At 57.6% G+C, this 14,391-nt stretch carries 17 protein-coding genes; 14 read left to right on the forward strand and 3 right to left on the reverse strand.

Annotated elements, in window-relative coordinates; all coding sequences use genetic code 11:
* Window positions 1-14 precede the first annotated feature (14 nt).
* From ELR57_RS17700 to ELR57_RS17740, 9 genes are all read left to right on the forward strand, one after another.
* Window positions 15-494 carry a DsrE/DsrF/DrsH-like family protein gene (locus ELR57_RS17700; protein ID WP_126960416.1) on the forward strand — a complete coding sequence of 160 codons (480 nt, stop codon included), beginning with the start codon at window positions 15-17 and terminating at the stop codon, window positions 492-494.
* A 51-nt stretch (window positions 495-545) separates the two neighbouring features.
* Window positions 546-812 (forward strand): metal-sensitive transcriptional regulator, encoded by a 267-nt coding sequence (locus tag ELR57_RS17705; RefSeq protein ID WP_126960417.1) that lies wholly within the window; start codon window positions 546-548, stop codon window positions 810-812.
* A 96-nt stretch (window positions 813-908) separates the two neighbouring features.
* Window positions 909-1,301, forward strand: a complete 393-nt coding sequence (locus ELR57_RS17710) for a hypothetical protein (protein ID WP_126960418.1) — start codon at window positions 909-911, stop codon at window positions 1,299-1,301.
* A gap of 69 nt (window positions 1,302-1,370) precedes the next feature.
* Window positions 1,371-1,937 carry a hypothetical protein gene (locus tag ELR57_RS17715; RefSeq protein WP_126960419.1) on the forward strand — a complete coding sequence of 189 codons (567 nt, stop codon included), beginning with the start codon at window positions 1,371-1,373 and terminating at the stop codon, window positions 1,935-1,937.
* Between the two features lie 79 nt (window positions 1,938-2,016).
* Window positions 2,017-2,280 (forward strand): hypothetical protein, encoded by a 264-nt coding sequence (locus tag ELR57_RS17720; protein WP_126960420.1) that lies wholly within the window; start codon window positions 2,017-2,019, stop codon window positions 2,278-2,280.
* Between the two features lie 228 nt (window positions 2,281-2,508).
* Window positions 2,509-4,434 (forward strand): asparagine synthase-related protein, encoded by a 1,926-nt coding sequence (locus tag ELR57_RS17725; protein ID WP_126960421.1) that lies wholly within the window; start codon window positions 2,509-2,511, stop codon window positions 4,432-4,434.
* Window positions 4,435-4,461: 27 nt separating this feature from the next.
* Entirely contained in the window at window positions 4,462-4,605 is a 144-nt protein-coding gene (locus tag ELR57_RS17730) for a paeninodin family lasso peptide (RefSeq protein ID WP_126960422.1), read from the forward strand.
* A gap of 125 nt (window positions 4,606-4,730) precedes the next feature.
* Window positions 4,731-5,669, forward strand: a complete 939-nt coding sequence (locus tag ELR57_RS17735; RefSeq protein WP_126960423.1) for an aldolase — start codon at window positions 4,731-4,733, stop codon at window positions 5,667-5,669.
* A gap of 20 nt (window positions 5,670-5,689) precedes the next feature.
* Entirely contained in the window at window positions 5,690-7,498 is a 1,809-nt protein-coding gene (locus ELR57_RS17740; RefSeq protein WP_126960582.1) for an ABC transporter ATP-binding protein, read from the forward strand.
* 91 nt (window positions 7,499-7,589) lie between these two features.
* Here ELR57_RS17740 and ELR57_RS17745 read toward each other — a convergent pair whose 3' ends face one another.
* Window positions 7,590-8,087 carry a shikimate kinase gene (locus ELR57_RS17745; RefSeq protein WP_126960424.1) on the reverse strand — a complete coding sequence of 166 codons (498 nt, stop codon included), beginning with the start codon at window positions 8,085-8,087 and terminating at the stop codon, window positions 7,590-7,592.
* Between the two features lie 204 nt (window positions 8,088-8,291).
* Between ELR57_RS17745 and ELR57_RS17750 the strand changes: the two genes are divergently transcribed.
* The 5 genes from ELR57_RS17750 (at window position 8,292) to serC (ending at window position 12,823) form a co-directional block, all read left to right on the forward strand.
* A complete protein-coding gene (locus ELR57_RS17750) occupies window positions 8,292-8,978 on the forward strand; it encodes a hypothetical protein (RefSeq protein ID WP_126960425.1) in 687 nt (228 codons plus the stop codon).
* 99 nt (window positions 8,979-9,077) lie between these two features.
* Entirely contained in the window at window positions 9,078-9,599 is a 522-nt protein-coding gene (locus ELR57_RS17755; RefSeq protein WP_126960426.1) for an SRPBCC family protein, read from the forward strand.
* A 27-nt stretch (window positions 9,600-9,626) separates the two neighbouring features.
* Window positions 9,627-10,271 carry an ATP-dependent metallopeptidase FtsH/Yme1/Tma family protein gene (locus ELR57_RS28735; protein WP_238162581.1) on the forward strand — a complete coding sequence of 215 codons (645 nt, stop codon included), beginning with the start codon at window positions 9,627-9,629 and terminating at the stop codon, window positions 10,269-10,271.
* On the forward strand, window positions 10,232-11,479 hold the full coding sequence (gene ftsH, locus ELR57_RS17760) for an ATP-dependent zinc metalloprotease FtsH (RefSeq protein WP_238162582.1): 1,248 nt from the start codon (window positions 10,232-10,234) through the stop codon (window positions 11,477-11,479). The genes ELR57_RS28735 and ftsH overlap by 40 nt, the downstream gene beginning before the upstream one ends.
* Window positions 11,480-11,737: 258 nt before the next feature.
* Window positions 11,738-12,823, forward strand: a complete 1,086-nt coding sequence (serC, locus tag ELR57_RS17765) for a 3-phosphoserine/phosphohydroxythreonine transaminase (RefSeq protein WP_126960583.1) — start codon at window positions 11,738-11,740, stop codon at window positions 12,821-12,823.
* A 24-nt stretch (window positions 12,824-12,847) separates the two neighbouring features.
* Here serC and ELR57_RS17770 read toward each other — a convergent pair whose 3' ends face one another.
* Window positions 12,848-13,459, reverse strand: coding sequence for a YitT family protein (locus ELR57_RS17770; protein WP_126960427.1), 612 nt, complete (start codon window positions 13,457-13,459; stop codon window positions 12,848-12,850).
* 273 nt (window positions 13,460-13,732) lie between these two features.
* On the reverse strand, window positions 13,733-14,374 hold the full coding sequence (locus tag ELR57_RS17775) for a DsbA family oxidoreductase (protein WP_126960428.1): 642 nt from the start codon (window positions 14,372-14,374) through the stop codon (window positions 13,733-13,735).
* Window positions 14,375-14,391: the final 17 nt, after the last annotated feature.

Here is a 14,391-nt window from a genome sequence, read left to right on the forward strand (position 1 = left end):
GAACCTGTTTACCGATGGAACAAAAGAAAAAGACGACAATCGTGCTTTTCAGCGGCGACTACGATAAAGCGATGGCGGCATTCATTATAGCCAACGGCGCGGCGGCTTATGATCACGAGGTTACGATTTTCTCGACCTTCTGGGGACTTAATACGTTCCGCAAAGAGCAGGCCGTTTCAACTAATAAAGGGCTGCTGGAGAAAATGTTCGGGTGGATGATGCCGCGCGGCGCGAACAAGCTGGGTCTATCCCGCATGCAGATGCTGGGCATGGGGCCGAAGATGATCAAGCACGTCATCAAGAAGCACAATGCGCTGACGCTTCCGCAACTGATGGAGCTGTCGCAGGAGATGGGCGTTAAGCTGGTAGCGTGCACGATGACGATGGATTTGCTAGGCCTTCAGAAGGAAGAGCTGATCGACGGCATGGAGCTAGGCGGCGTGGCTGCTTACCTCGGCGACGCAGCCGAAGGCAACGTGAACTTGTTTATCTAATCATAACGGATGCCCGTCATCCAACCAGTCTTCGGAAAGGATGGGGAAGAGATGGATTATCATTACTCGGATGAGATCAAAGCGCGCCTGAGAAGGATCGAAGGGCAAGTCCGCGGCGTACTCCGGCTCATGGAGGAAGGCAAACCGTGCAAGGATGTCGTCAGTCAACTATCGGCTGTCCGCAACGCTTCCGATAAAGCGATCGCTCAGATCGTCGCCGAGAATCTTCAGCAATGCATCCTGGAAGAGCAGACGACTGGCGAGGATACGGGCAAGCTTGTCAAGCAGGCGGTAGAGCTTCTGGTGAAGAGCCGATAATCGGCGCAAGCAGTAGACGAGCGGCAAGAAACCAAGAAACCGGCTATGGGATAGCCGGTTTCTTGGTGTTAGCAAAGAAAGACACCCACGAAACAATTGCCAAAATATAATGAGAAAGCGGATACGCCGAAGTCTTTCAAACCGGGAATATTCGTTGACTTCTCCAAGATCGACGATGAATCCATCCCGGATGAAGTGATCAAGAAATTAAAAGACAACCTAGAAGCTCTCCTAGACAAGAACGTAGAGGAGTTCAAAGCCGGTCTCCTTGAAGGGCATGATACAGAGGGGAATATGGGCTATATCTTAGACGAGAATCAATACCGATTTACGGACATTGCCGAAGCTAAATACTTTCCTGACAACAACAGCATCATGATCTCATTATCCGTTCAAAGGTTAAGAGAAGGGCAAGTAGATGACGGAAGCATAACGTATTACTTCAATCTGGACAAAGCAGGAGAATGGAAAATCGTGTTGATTGACTGACGGGTCCAAGCAAACTCCTGCGCACCCGCATAGGGTAGAGGAACATTCCTCTGCCTATGGGGTGCTTAAATGGCTAAACGAGCCGCTCAGCAGCGAATACCTACCGCGACCATTCTGCAAAGCGTGGCTAAGGCCATGCTGCCTTTCTATAACGAAATCGCCCGCAACGGGACTTATGCCGCCAGTTGGTCCAAGGCGGTCATCGACGCCGACCTGGACCGGATGCAGAAGCTGCTGCGGCAAGTCTCTCCTTCGATTGGCGATTCTCTCGGCTCGAACGCGATCGGCTATTTTATCTCGTTCTCGTTCGCCGATCCGGACGTCTCCTATACGAATGGAACGACGATCCCTCCGGGGAGCGTGCAGTTCTTCTTCGAGACGCGCGTGCACCGCGCCATCGCAAGAAGCGTATTGCCGTTCTACCGTAAGATCGCGACGTCCCGAGCTTTCGCTCTGGCATTGGCCAAGGCGATTCGCCAGAGAGAGGTGTTATCCGTTAGACGGCTGACTCGATCCCTCGTTCGAACGGCGGCATTAAGGTCGGTGACGATCGAAGACTCCGGGATCGCCTTGTCTTTCAAGCATTCCTTCAGCAGGTACTCTTACCGCAATCTTCTTCTTCTCGAGGGCGAATAATGCTTTTCTAGTAAACGGAATGGCCGTATACCTTCTCTATTACCCGGTAATAATGATAGTAATAGAAGGAGGGAGAGGCATGATTACGAGGCCGTTCAACGTATTGCTCACGTTCAAGACGGGCAAGCAGAGAGTCGTGACGATCGTCGATTGCGACGGGTTCGTCGAGCTGCAGAACCGATGCTACAAGGGGAATTTTCTTCTTTATCCAGCGCTGGGCTTCTCGTTCAAGGTGTCGGAGATCGCGACGATGGAACCCACCTCGGAGATGACGGAGGACCTGCAGGGCCAGCTTGAACTGTATGATTGGCTTGAGACGGGCGAGACGAACGATAGCCATTAATCTTAATTTGTTGGATCAATAAACAAAGTAAAACGGCGGCTTTGGGCGTACTTTTCCCTTAGTGACGCCGTTTTTCCGCATCCAATTTTCCCTATGGAATTCCTCCGTTTATACCCCTTCCTGCTAGTCTCGTATACTCCTCTCGTGGCATTTGAATTTTCGCCCAGTCTGCTATAATTGTCCCCAAAAGCAGGTGGATCCCCGGATCCGCCGCAGGATTGGAGAACTATGACGGCAATAGCTGGAATCGTTGCGGATAACGAACCCGTCTCTAGCGAGGCGGCGGAGAAGATGATGGAGGCGCTCGGCAGATACCCTTCCGATCAGGTGCGAACCTGGCACAACGGGTCTGTGTTCCTGGGCTGCCACGCGCAATGGTTCACGCCCGAGTCGGTGCAGGACCGGCAGCCGTGCGGCAATCGTCGGCACGGGGCGGTGATTACGGCTGACGCGATCATCGACAATCGGGAGGAGCTGTTTAACCGGCTTCGGATCGAGCATGCCCTTCGGAAGCGGATGACGGACAGCGAATTGATTCTAGAGTCTTACCTCCAATGGGGAGAGGAGGCTCCGAAGTCTATCATCGGAGACTTCGCCTTCGTCCTATGGGACGGTCGGAGACGCCGATTGTTCGGCGCTCGCGATCTGGCGGGGAGCCGGACGCTGTATTATGCTCATCGTCCGGGGCGGTTCGCTTTCTGCACGGTGATGAATCCGCTGTTCGCCGTGCCCGGCGTCCGTCGGGAACGGAACGAAGCTTGGCTGGCCGAGTTTCTCGCGATCCCGATCGTCCTGGACACGATCGACGTTCGCTCCACGGTGTACCGCGATATCGAACAGCTTCCCCCGGCTCATTCCTTTGTCTACGAGAACGGCCGTCTAAAGATCGACCGCTACGGAACGCTGGCGGCCGATGTGCCGAAGTTGAAGCTGAAGTCGAACGGCGACTATGAAGAGGCTTTCCGCGAGGTGTTCCGGGAAGCCGTGACGTCGAAGCTCCGAACCCACCGGAAAGTCGGCGCAAGCCTAAGCGGAGGGCTGGATTCGGGGGCCGTCGTCAGCTTCGCGGCGGGGCCGCTGCGAAGGGAAGGCAAGACGCTGCACACGTACAGCTTCGTTCCCCGTCCGGACTTTGCGGATTGGACCCCGAACGGGATGACGGCGGACGAGAGGCCTTATATCCAGTCGGTCGTTGACCATGTGGGTCATCTAACCCACGCCAACATGGACTTCCCGGATCGGAACCCGTACGAAGAGATCGACGATCTGCTCGAATGGATGGAGACCCCCTACAAATTTTTTGAAAATTCGTACTGGTTCAAAGGAATCCTCGAACAAGCGGGCAAGCACGATGTCGGCATCCTGTTGAACGGCGGAAACGGCAACTACAGCATCTCGTGGGGACCGGCCCTGGATTACTACGCCCGGCTCCTGCGCAGGCTGCGCTGGGTACGCCTTCATCGCGAGCTGCGACAATACGGAAGACGGATGCGGCTCGGAAGATCGATCCTGCTTCCGCACATTGCCAAGCTTGCTTTCCCGTTCCGCTCATCCCAGCCGATGCCGAACGACATTCCCCTGCTGATCCATCCGGAGCTGGCGGAACGCACCGGCGTCTTCGAAAGGCTGAAGGGCCATGATGTCGGGCTAAGCGACCTCCGGATGGACGACTTCGACGCGAGAACGGATCAGTTCGACAACCTGTCGATCCTGAACCATCAGGGGACGTCATCGACGAAGCTGTCGCTGCGGTACGCCGTTCGCGAGAGGGACCCGACCGTGGATCCGAGAGTCGTTCGCTTCTGCTTATCCGTGCCGGTCGAGCAGTACGTTCAGAACGGCATGGATCGCGCTCTCGTGCGGAGGGCGACCGAGCATTATCTGCCCGATAAGATCCGGCTCAACCAACGCGTTCGGGGCGTGCAGGGGGCAGATTGGATCCATCGGGTGATCCCGTTATGGGGCAGGATCGCGGAGGAACTGGACAGGCTGTGCCGCGATCCCCAAGCCGGGCACTATCTGAACGTGAAGCAGATTCGCGCTTCTATGGCGGCTATCGGGGACCTGCCGCGGCCGGAGCAGGCCTATGACCGGCATGCGAGACTGCTCATGCAGAGCCTGATCGCGTATCGCTTTATCCGGCAAGGCTCCTGAAGCACCGACCGAAAGGAGGTGAGACAGATGAAGAAAGAGTGGAACCAACCGACTCTCGAAGTTCTGGACGTCAGCCAGACGTTCGGCGGCCCGCACGGCTTGTTCCCGGACCGCAACGGCAAAGGCGGGAACAACGGCCATCCTCATGCTCCGCTTCCTCAAGAATCCTAAGAGGTGAACGAATGGCCATATCGGAGGGTCCTCCTGCCTGCATGGGATAGGATAGGGCCCTTCTTTTGTCGGAAAACAGCTCCCGCGTGCCGGGACTTTACATACAGGCAGGAGAGGTGAGGTAGATGACAGCAGCGGCGGCGCCCGTTCGATACACCGCATTCGGCTTGCGGATAAGAAGCGAATATCCTCTGCCCGAGCTGTTGCGGACCACGGAACAGGAAGGCGAACCCGATGTCGAGATCGCGATTGGAGACTTGTCCGGGGCTTGGAACCGATACGGGGGGCCGGACGATTATTATGCTTACCCGGACGATGAATTCTTGTTCCGCGTCCCCGAAGTTGCCATCTTCGGAGTTCGCGGCGGCAAGCATATAACCGTGTCTCCGTTCGCCGAAGCGGAGGAGAAGAGCATTCGCCTCTATCTGCTGGGGACGTGCATGGGCTCCATTCTGATGCAGCGCGGGACGCTGCCCCTTCACGGAAGCGCGGTGGAGATCAACGGACGGGCCTACGCGTTCGTCGGAGAATCGGGGGCGGGGAAGTCCACGCTGGCTCGGGCCTTCTTGAGCCGCGGCTATCGGCTTCTGAGCGACGACGTCATCGCGGTATCGCAAAGCGCGAATGGAGGCTTCCCCATCGTCATGCCCGCCTACCCTCAGCAGAAGCTGTGGCGGGAGAGCATGGACCGGCTTGGCGTGGAGCCCCGCGGCTCCCGTCATTTGTACGAATCCAAGTATGCCGTCCCCGTCGCGTCCGGCTTCGCCGCGGAAGCCCTGCCCTTAGACGGGATCTTCGAGCTCGGCAAGACGGAGGGGAGAGAGGCGGAGCTCTCGCCCTATCGGGGGCTCGAACGGCTGGCGATTCTTCGGCTGCATACGTACCGTCCTTTTCTGATCCCGCGTCTAACCGGAGAACAGTGGCATCTGTCGGCTATTGCCGGGCTCTCGAGTCAGGTCGATCTGTATCGCATGCGAAGGCCTTCGGCCGGATTCTCCGCGTACGAGCTGGCGGAACGAGTCTTGGAGACGGTTCTTGAAGGAGAGAAGGTCATGCGCGGATGAGAAGCGTCGAGAAGCTGGGAATCGGGCCTGTGCTTGTCTACCTGAAGCAGCTTCACGTCTTTGCGGGGCGAAGGTTGTATTTGAATCTGATAGGAACCATGGTCGTCAGCATGCTCGAAGGGATCGGAATTTTCCTTCTGGCTCCCATGCTGAGCCTGATCGGGCTGATGGATTCGTCCGCGGGCGGCATTCCTTTGCTCTCCGCCATCGCAGAACCGCTTCGGAAGCTGCCTTCCGACGGTCAGCTGCCTGCCGTGCTTGCCGTTTTCCTTGTTCTTGTATTGGGCCAAGGGCTGCTGCAGCGGCAGCTGACCGTCCGGAATTCCGAATTGGAGCAAGGCTTTATCCGGCAGCTCCGGATGAACATCTATAAGGGACTGTTGCAGTCGAACTGGTCGTTCTACTTGCGGCATCGCAAGTCTGATTTTATCCATCATGCGACTTCCGAGCTGCCCCGGGTGAGCTTCGGCGTGTTCATGTTCCTGCAGCTATTGACCAATATCCTGTTCACGCTGATCCAGATCGGCTTCGCGCTATGGCTGTCGGTCCCGCTCACGTTGGCGGTGCTGTTGTGCGGGGCTGCTCTTGTCGTCTTCTCCCGTTCCAAGGTGAGCCGATCGAGAGCGATCGGACAAGAGACGACCGAGCTGATGCAGCTCTACTTGGCCGGGATGACCGATCACTTGGGCGGCATCAAGGATATCAAGAGCAACCGGATGGAGAAGCCTCATCTGGCCTGGTTCCAAGCTCTGTGCGGCCGGCTGGAGAGCAATATCGTTCAGTTCACGCGGTTGCAGTCGGCCTCCCGATTCCATTACAAAGCGGCCTCGAGCCTCCTCATCGCGGGCTTCGCTTATTTCGCCTTCGCGGTTGTCCAAGTCCAGGCGGAGACTCTCTTGTTCATCGTTCTTATTTTCTCGCGCTTGTGGCCGAAGTTCTCGGCGCTGCAGTCCAATCTGGAGCAGCTCGCCCAGACGCTTCCCGCTTTCCGGAACCTTGGGGAGATGCAGCGGGAGGTCGAGGCTTCCCGGGAACCGGAGCTGCCCGAGCCGGGGCACCCGGATGCCGGGCGCTCCGTCACACAAGGCTTCGAGCTGCGGGACGTCTTCTTCCGGTATGACCTCGAGCAGTCCAGCTATGCTCTTCAAGCGGTCAATCTGCGCATTCCGGCCAATCGGATGACGGCCATCGTCGGGCGATCGGGCGCGGGGAAGAGCACCTTGATCGATATGCTGATCGGGCTCATCCAGCCGGAGCGAGGGCAGGTGCTCGTCGACGGCAAGCCTCTGGAAGCGAGCGATTCGTATGAGCTGAGGCGGGCCGTGAGCTACGTCTCGCAGGATCCGTTCCTGTTCCATGAGAGCGTGAGGTACAATCTATCCATTGCCGCGCCGGACGCGAGCGAAGACAAGATCTGGGAGGCGCTGCGTTTCGCCGCGGCGGATACGTTCGTCAAGAAGCTTCCGCAGGGGCTCGACACGATGCTGGGAGACCGGGGGGTTCGTCTATCCGGAGGGGAGAGGCAACGGATCGTGCTGGCGAGAGCGATCCTGCGCCGGCCCTCCATTCTTATTCTGGACGAAGCGACCAGCGCGCTGGACAGCGAGCACGAAGCCAGCATCCAGCAAGCGCTGGAACGGCTGAAGGGGAGCATGACCCTTATCGTGATCGCCCATCGTCTGTCGACGATTCGGGGAGCGGATCAGGTCGTCGTGCTGGACGACGGAACCATCGTGCAGCGAGGGGGCTATACGGAGCTTGCCGACGACCGGAACGGCTTGTTCGGCAAGCTGCTGGCCTATCAGGCAGGAGCTAGAAAATCGAAGTAACGGAAGCCCCTAAAAGGGCACCGCATCGACAGTCAAGTGCCCCTATTCTCATGAACAGGGGCACTTCTAGCTTTACGTTGCATTTTTGATGTTACCGATCCTTCGCTTGCCACTGCTCCAACGTCTCCAGGATGCGATCGGCGACCTGTTCCGGGTTCAACTCATCCGTTAGCACCGCAGCATGGTTGATCGAGTACGTGCTCTTCCGGAGATTGAACAGCTCTTCGACCTCTTCCAGGGACTTGCTCTGCAGGAGCGGCCGATTCTCCATAAGAAGATGGTACCGGTTCTTCCACAGCTCCCAGGAGATGTCGAGGAAGAACACGTTGGAGGTAGCCAAGCAAGCCTCGCGAATCTCCTCCTGCATGAACGCGCCTCCGCCAAGGGAGACGATCTTCTTGCTCGTGTTCACGCATAAACCGGTGATGAAGTCCCTTTCCATCTCCCGGAATTTCGCTTCTCCGAATTGGCTGAAAATCTCGCGAACGGGCATCCGGTAACGTTCTTCGATAGCCTGATCGGCGTCCACGAAGTCGCGGTTCAGCTTCTTCGCCAGCTCCAGGCCGACGGTCGTTTTGCCGACTCCCATGAAGCCCGTCAGAACGATGTTTCTCTCAAGAATGGGGACTGGCCTGTTTCGATCGATGGCGAATCACTCTCTTCCGATTATTATCCCAATTATAAGGCGAATCGGAGGAGGCTTCAATTGGACATCCCGCTCTTCCGTTCAGGGTAATCCTTAATATGGTAGAATATTAATATTCTAACAAAGTGTTGATAGGAGGAGCATTCGATGAGCAAAAGGCTGCTGGGCGGTTTCCTGGTTATCCTATTGGCGTTATCCGTAACCTCTTCGGTGTCTGCGGATTCGCAGAAGTACAAGAATCTGCCGGTTCGGGATTTAGTGTGGAATGATCAGACGGCGAAGGCGACGGACGTGCCGGTCGTGGTGATGGATGGGCGCACGATGATTCCGGCTTACCTGTTCAAGCAATTCGGATATTCTCTCTCGTCAGTAGGCGATAAGGTTATCGTGAAGAATACCCAGAATGAGCGTTATATCCGCTCGGCAGGAATTGCCCATTCGTTCGAGAGCTTCCTGTGGGAAGCCCAGAATTACGAGGAGCAGCTTTCGGACGCCGTATTGGAACGGGCAGCGAACGAGGAGATTCCGGAAGAGACCGTCAGCCGTCTTCAGGATCAGTTAAAGGCGCTGCAGCAGAGTTATCAGCTTCAAGCTCAGAACCTCAGCCAAACCCCGGCGAAGTTCGAGGATTACTTCGAAGCCGGCAGATGGGCCGAAGGGATGATGACGGCCTATCGCGAGATGACCGAAGCTGGGGCAGAGTTCCTGAAGGAGGGGACGCCGGAATCGCTAAAGACCTACCGATCCAAGAAACAGAAAGCGCTGAAGGAACTGCAGGGCGCACAGCTAGCGGTCACGAAATTGTTCAATCGAAGCATGACGAAGATCCAGTGACGTTTCCCATGACGCCATCTTTTCTTTTCCCTCACCATAACCCGACTCCCTGATTAAACTGCATTACATCCAGTAGAGCGGGCGCGATGGAGGGATTCGATGAGGGCTGCATATGATTACAGCTTCGAGACGAATTGGGAGTTCGAGGCCGATATTCGGCAGGTGTGGAGTTATATTGGCGGCGTCGAATACGGCGCATGGTGGCCGGGGGTTCGCACGGAGCTGGTCCACAAGAGCCCGTCGCCGTTCGGCATCGGCAACAAGTACAAGTTCGATATCCGCACGAAGCTGCCCTACACGCTGACCTTCGTGGCGGAAGTCGCCGCGAGAAGGGTTCCGGAGTCCTTGGCGATTCGCGCGACCGGCGATCTGGAGGGCAGAGGCGCTTGGACCTTGGAGCAGGCCGGAGACGTCGCGCAGGTCCGGTACGTGTGGCAAGTGAACGTAACCAAGCCATGGATGAGAATGCTGGGACCCGCGCTGCGCCCTCTTTTCATATGGAATCACGATCAAGTCATGCGCGAGGGCGCCAAGGGACTGGCGAACGCCCTGGGGACCAAACTCAGGAAGAGCGATAAACTCCGTATGCAACCGCCCCGGTTAGATCAAACTACACGTTAAGAAAAACTTGGGAGACGGGGCGAAGACGTGAAGTCACAAGGGAACTCCAAGAAGCCGCTTATCTATTATCTGATCGCTGTCGCCGTCGTGGTGCTGCTGCTCAACCTGTTCCTGTTCCCGTCGATCCTGAAGCAGCAGGTGACGCAGGTCGATTACGGAACCTTCCTGTCCATGGTCGATTCCGGCAGGGCGCGGAGCGTCGAGATCGAGAATTCGAACATCTTGTTCACCGCGGTCGATGAGAAGGGCAACGAGAAGCTGTACTCCACCGGGCGAATGGACGACTATGTACTGGTGCAACGGTTGTACGAGGCGAAGGTGGAGTTTAAACGGGTCGTTCCGCGAGAGAATTCGCCGATCGTGAATTTCCTGCTGACCTGGGTGCTGCCGCTTCTTATCTTCATCGCGATCGGGCAATTCCTCATGCGGACGCTGTCCAAGAAGATGGGCGGCGGACCGGGCGCAATGAAGTTCGGCAAGAGCAACGCCAAGATCTACGTGGAAGCGCAGACCGGCAAGTCGTTCGAGGATGTCGCCGGCCAGGAAGAAGCGAAGGAAGCGCTCGAGGAGATCGTCGATTTTCTCGAAACCCCCAGAAGTATCGGGAGATCGGCGCGAAGATTCCGAAGGGCGTGCTGCTCGTCGGGCCTCCGGGAACCGGCAAGACGCTGATCGCCAAGGCCGTCGCCGGGGAGTCCAAGGTTCCGTTCTTCTCGATCTCGGGATCCGAATTCGTCGAGATGTTCGTCGGCATGGGCGCGGCCCGGGTCCGGGACCTGTTCAAGCAAGCGCAGGAGAAGGCTCCGTGTATCGTGTTTATCGACGAGATCGACACTATCGGCAAAAGCCGCAACTCGGGCGGAGGCGGGATGGGAAGCAACGACGAGAGGGAGCAGACGCTCAATCAGCTGTTGACGGAGATGGACGGATTCGCCGCCGACAAGGGAGTCGTCATTCTGGCGGCGACCAACCGGCCGGAGACGCTGGACAAGGCGCTGCTCCGGCCGGGGAGGTTCGACCGCCGGGTTCCGGTCGAGCTGCCCGACCTGCGCGGGCGCGAAGCGATTCTTCGCGTCCACTCCAAGAACGTCAAGATGGGCGACGACATCGACTTCAACGCGATCGCCCGGGCGACGCCGGGGGCGTCGGGAGCGGATCTGGCCAACATTATCAACGAAGCGGCGCTCCGCGCGGTCCGGGAGGGACGGAAGGTCGTCCTGCAGAGCGACCTGGAGGAATCGGTCGAAGTCGTCATCGCCGGCTACCAACGCAAGAACGCGGTGCTCTCGATGAAGGACAAGCTTACCGTTTCTTATCATGAGATCGGACATGCCCTGGTGGCCGCGAAGCAGAGCCACTCGGCGCCGGTCCACAAGATCACGATCATCCCGCGCACCTCGGGAGCGCTCGGCTATACGATGCAGATCGAAGAGGGCGAGCAGGTGCTGATGTCCAAGGAGCAGGGAATCGATAAGATCGCGGTGTTCATGGGAGGACGCGCCGCGGAGGAGATTATCTTCGGCTCCATCACCTCCGGCGCTTCGAACGATATCGAACAGGCGACGAAGCTGGCCCGGGCGATGGTAACGCGGTACGGGATGAGCGAAGAGTTCGACATGATGGGCTTGGAGACGGTCAACAACCCTTATCTGGGCGGCGATACCTCGCTTACGGTATCTGCCGTTACCGCCGCGAAGATCGACGAGGTCGTTCTGGGCATCATCAAGTCGACCCACAAGAGGGCCCTTGAGATCTTGGAAGAGAACAAGGCGAAGCTCCACGAGCTCGCGAAGTTCTTGCTGGAGAAGGAAACGATCACCGGCGAAGAGTTTATGTCCATCCTGGAGAAGCCTCTTGACACTCCCGTTGACGAAGCATAGAATAATCAACAATTAAACATTCCGGATCATGCCGATGAAGAGATTCCAACTCGGAGGCGTTCTCGTCAAGAGCAGCCCGTCAAGGGCCGGCTCCTAAGCTTACCGGCCCCGCCCGTTACCGCGGAACCAAGAGGATCGGATCGCGCCGAGCGCGATCCGATCAAGTTGGGTGGCACCGCGAGCAGACGCTCCTCGTCCCAATTAGGGACGAGGAGCGTCTTTTTGTTACCCAACAAACGGGAGAGAGGGCGAGGAACGATGAATCGGGCGTACAATTTTAATCCGGGACCGGCGGCGCTGCCGCTGGAAGTGCTGGAGCAGGCGCGGGACACTTTCGTCGAGTACGGAGAGCAAGGCATGTCGTTGATGGAGATGTCGCATCGCAGCAAGCCGGTGGAACGGATGGTCGAGGAGACGGAGAAGCTCCTGCTGGAGCTGATCGGGATTCCTTCCGGTTATCGGGTTCTGTTCATGGGGGGAGGCGCGAGCGCGCAGTTCGCCTTGCTGCCGCTTAATTACCTGACGGAGGGCAAAGTCGGGCGTTACGTGCTGTCGGGGAACTTCTCGGAGAAGGCCTATCAGGAAGCCCAAACGATCGGGGCTGCGGAGATCGTCGCCAGCGGCAAGGCGGACCGCTGGGGGCGGCTCCCGGACCTGTCGAAGCTCGCCTTCGGCGACGATACGGCTTATGTTCACTTGACGACGAACAATACGATCGAAGGCTCGCAGTGGCAGGAGTTCCCCGATACGGGAGCGATTCCGCTCATCGGAGATATGACCAGCGATATCCTGAGCCGGAGCATCGACTGGACGAGGTTCGCGATGTTCTATGCGGGGGCGCAGAAGAACCTGGGACCGGCGGGCGTGACGGCCGTCGTGATCCGGGATGATCTGCTGGAGCGGGGCAACGGGAAGATCCCGACGATTTTCCAATATGCCGCCTTCGCGAAGAACAATTCGCTCTACAACACGCCTCCGGTCCATTCCATCTACATGATGAAGCTAATGCTGGAATGGGCGGTGAGCCAAGGCGGCGTCGCCGAGCTGGAGAAGCGGAACAGGCAGAAGGCGGGGATTCTCTACGAGGCGATCGACGCCAGCGGCGGTTTCTATCAAGGGATCGTGGAGAAGCCATACCGTTCCATCATGAACGCTACGTGGAGAATGAAGGATGAAGCGCTGGAGAAGCAGTTCGCGAAGGAAGCTGACGAAGCCGGACTGGTCGGCCTCGCCGGCCACCGCAGCGTCGGAGGCTTGCGCGCTTCCATCTACAACGCGGTGCCGACGGAGGCTTGCGAGGCTCTTGCCGGATTCATGGGCGATTTCGCGAGAAGGCACGGATAAGAGGTATTTTCACGGAGAAGAGATTTAAGCCTCCCGAGGATGGAGAGGGGCTTGAATCTCTTTTTCCTGTGTTAGGCGCTTGGCGATCTTGTTCTTGTACAGGTTCACGACGAAGGAGATGATCGCGACGGAGACGGCGGAGTAGATCATGCCCTCCCAACCGATCGTATACCAACTGCTCAGAACCACGAGGACATCCAGGGAGAACATTGCGATACCGGGATTCCAGCCATAGGTTTTCTGCAGAAGCAGGACCAGAATCGTCGTGCCCCCGAGGGAAGACTTGCACATGAACAGCAGAGACATGCCTATTCCGCACAGGACGCTGCCGAACACGGTACCGAACCAGACGGGGGTGTCGAGCGCTGGGATCGTTCCGGTGACCGAGGAGATTGCGCTGAGCAAGAGAATGGCAGCAAGAGAGGACAGCGTGAACGACCTTCCCATCGCGAAGAACGAGAGGAGGAAGAACGGAACGTTGATCAGGATGTAGGTCAGGTAGAAGGGGAAGTCCAGCCAGTAGGATGTGCTAAGGGCCAATCCGATCGTTCCTCCCGTACCGACGTGGGATTGATGAAGCACTAGGATCCCGAAGCCCATGACGAGGCAACTGGCGAATAGTTTGATTGCGTTCATACGATAACCCTCCGGAATCCAACGCTCATCGGTGTTGGAAGATATCGGATTGATTATAGAAGGGAAGAATGGGGCTCGCAAGAACGCGAGTTGACGCTTCTACGTGCATTCGCTTTGCCTGAGCAAAGCGGGAAAAGCCTGTCGCATCAAGGCCTCGGCCGAGATCATTCGTTTGTCCGGGTGCTCCCGGGGGAACATCTACAGCCACGAAACAAGAAAGCGCCGAGAGCTTGAACGCTCCCGGCGCTTCCGTTTTGTTCGGTTCGAATGACCTTACGCCTTGCTCTCGGAATAAGCCTTCTCCAGAGCTTGCAGGAATACCTCGGTCGGCTGCGCGCCGGACACCGCGTACTTGCGGTCCAGCACGAAGAACGGTACGCCGCGGACGCCGAATTGCGCGGCCAGCTGCTCGTCCTCGCGAACCTCCGACGAGAACTCGTCGTTCTTCAGCGCGGCCAGGGCGCCTTCGCGGTCAAGACCGATCTCGACGGCTAGGCCGGCGAGTGTCTCGTGGTCGCCGATGTGCAGCCCGTCGGTGAAGTAAGCCTTGAACAGCCTCTCCGCCATCTCTTCGCGCTTGCCGAATTGAGCCGCGTAGTGCGTCAGGCGGTGAGCGTCGAACGAGTTGGTGAGAATGGACTTGTCCATGTGGTAGTCCAAGCCGATCGCCTTCGCTTGTTCGGTTAAGCTGCGGTTATTCGCCGCCGCTTGCTCAACGGTCATGCCGTACTTCTTGGCAAGCATCTCGTTGACGTTGTAATCCACGTCGCGCTTCGCGTTCGGATCGAGCTCGAAGCTGCGGAATTGCACTTCTATATCGCCGCCGTGGCCGAACTGCTCCAGCGCGCCTTCCAATCTGCGCTTGCCGATGTAGCAGAACGGGCAGGCAAAGTCGGACCATACTTCGATTTTCATCGAACTTCCTCCTAATC

This window comes from Cohnella sp. AR92 (assembly GCF_003990975.1).
GTDB lineage: Bacteria > Bacillota > Bacilli > Paenibacillales > Paenibacillaceae > Cohnella.

What these genes read in the sequence shown, in the direction of transcription:
- ELR57_RS17730 (WP_126960422.1), top strand. Translation starts at nt 4,462, where the DNA reads ATGAAGAAAGAGTGGAACCAACCGACTCTCGAAGTTCTGGACGTCAGC.
- ELR57_RS17775 (WP_126960428.1), bottom strand. Translation starts at nt 14,374, where the DNA reads ATGAAAATCGAAGTATGGTCCGACTTTGCCTGCCCGTTCTGCTACATC.
- ELR57_RS17745 (WP_126960424.1), bottom strand. Translation starts at nt 8,087, where the DNA reads ATGGGAGTCGGCAAAACGACCGTCGGCCTGGAGCTGGCGAAGAAGCTG.
- ELR57_RS17705 (WP_126960417.1), top strand. Translation starts at nt 546, where the DNA reads ATGGATTATCATTACTCGGATGAGATCAAAGCGCGCCTGAGAAGGATC.
- ELR57_RS17720 (WP_126960420.1), top strand. Translation starts at nt 2,017, where the DNA reads ATGATTACGAGGCCGTTCAACGTATTGCTCACGTTCAAGACGGGCAAG.
- ELR57_RS17735 (WP_126960423.1), top strand. Translation starts at nt 4,731, where the DNA reads ATGACAGCAGCGGCGGCGCCCGTTCGATACACCGCATTCGGCTTGCGG.
- ELR57_RS17700 (WP_126960416.1), top strand. Translation starts at nt 15, where the DNA reads ATGGAACAAAAGAAAAAGACGACAATCGTGCTTTTCAGCGGCGACTAC.
- ELR57_RS17770 (WP_126960427.1), bottom strand. Translation starts at nt 13,459, where the DNA reads ATGAACGCAATCAAACTATTCGCCAGTTGCCTCGTCATGGGCTTCGGG.
- serC (WP_126960583.1), top strand. Translation starts at nt 11,738, where the DNA reads ATGAATCGGGCGTACAATTTTAATCCGGGACCGGCGGCGCTGCCGCTG.
- ELR57_RS17715 (WP_126960419.1), top strand. Translation starts at nt 1,371, where the DNA reads ATGGCTAAACGAGCCGCTCAGCAGCGAATACCTACCGCGACCATTCTG.
- ELR57_RS17725 (WP_126960421.1), top strand. Translation starts at nt 2,509, where the DNA reads ATGACGGCAATAGCTGGAATCGTTGCGGATAACGAACCCGTCTCTAGC.
- ELR57_RS17755 (WP_126960426.1), top strand. Translation starts at nt 9,078, where the DNA reads ATGAGGGCTGCATATGATTACAGCTTCGAGACGAATTGGGAGTTCGAG.
- ELR57_RS17750 (WP_126960425.1), top strand. Translation starts at nt 8,292, where the DNA reads ATGAGCAAAAGGCTGCTGGGCGGTTTCCTGGTTATCCTATTGGCGTTA.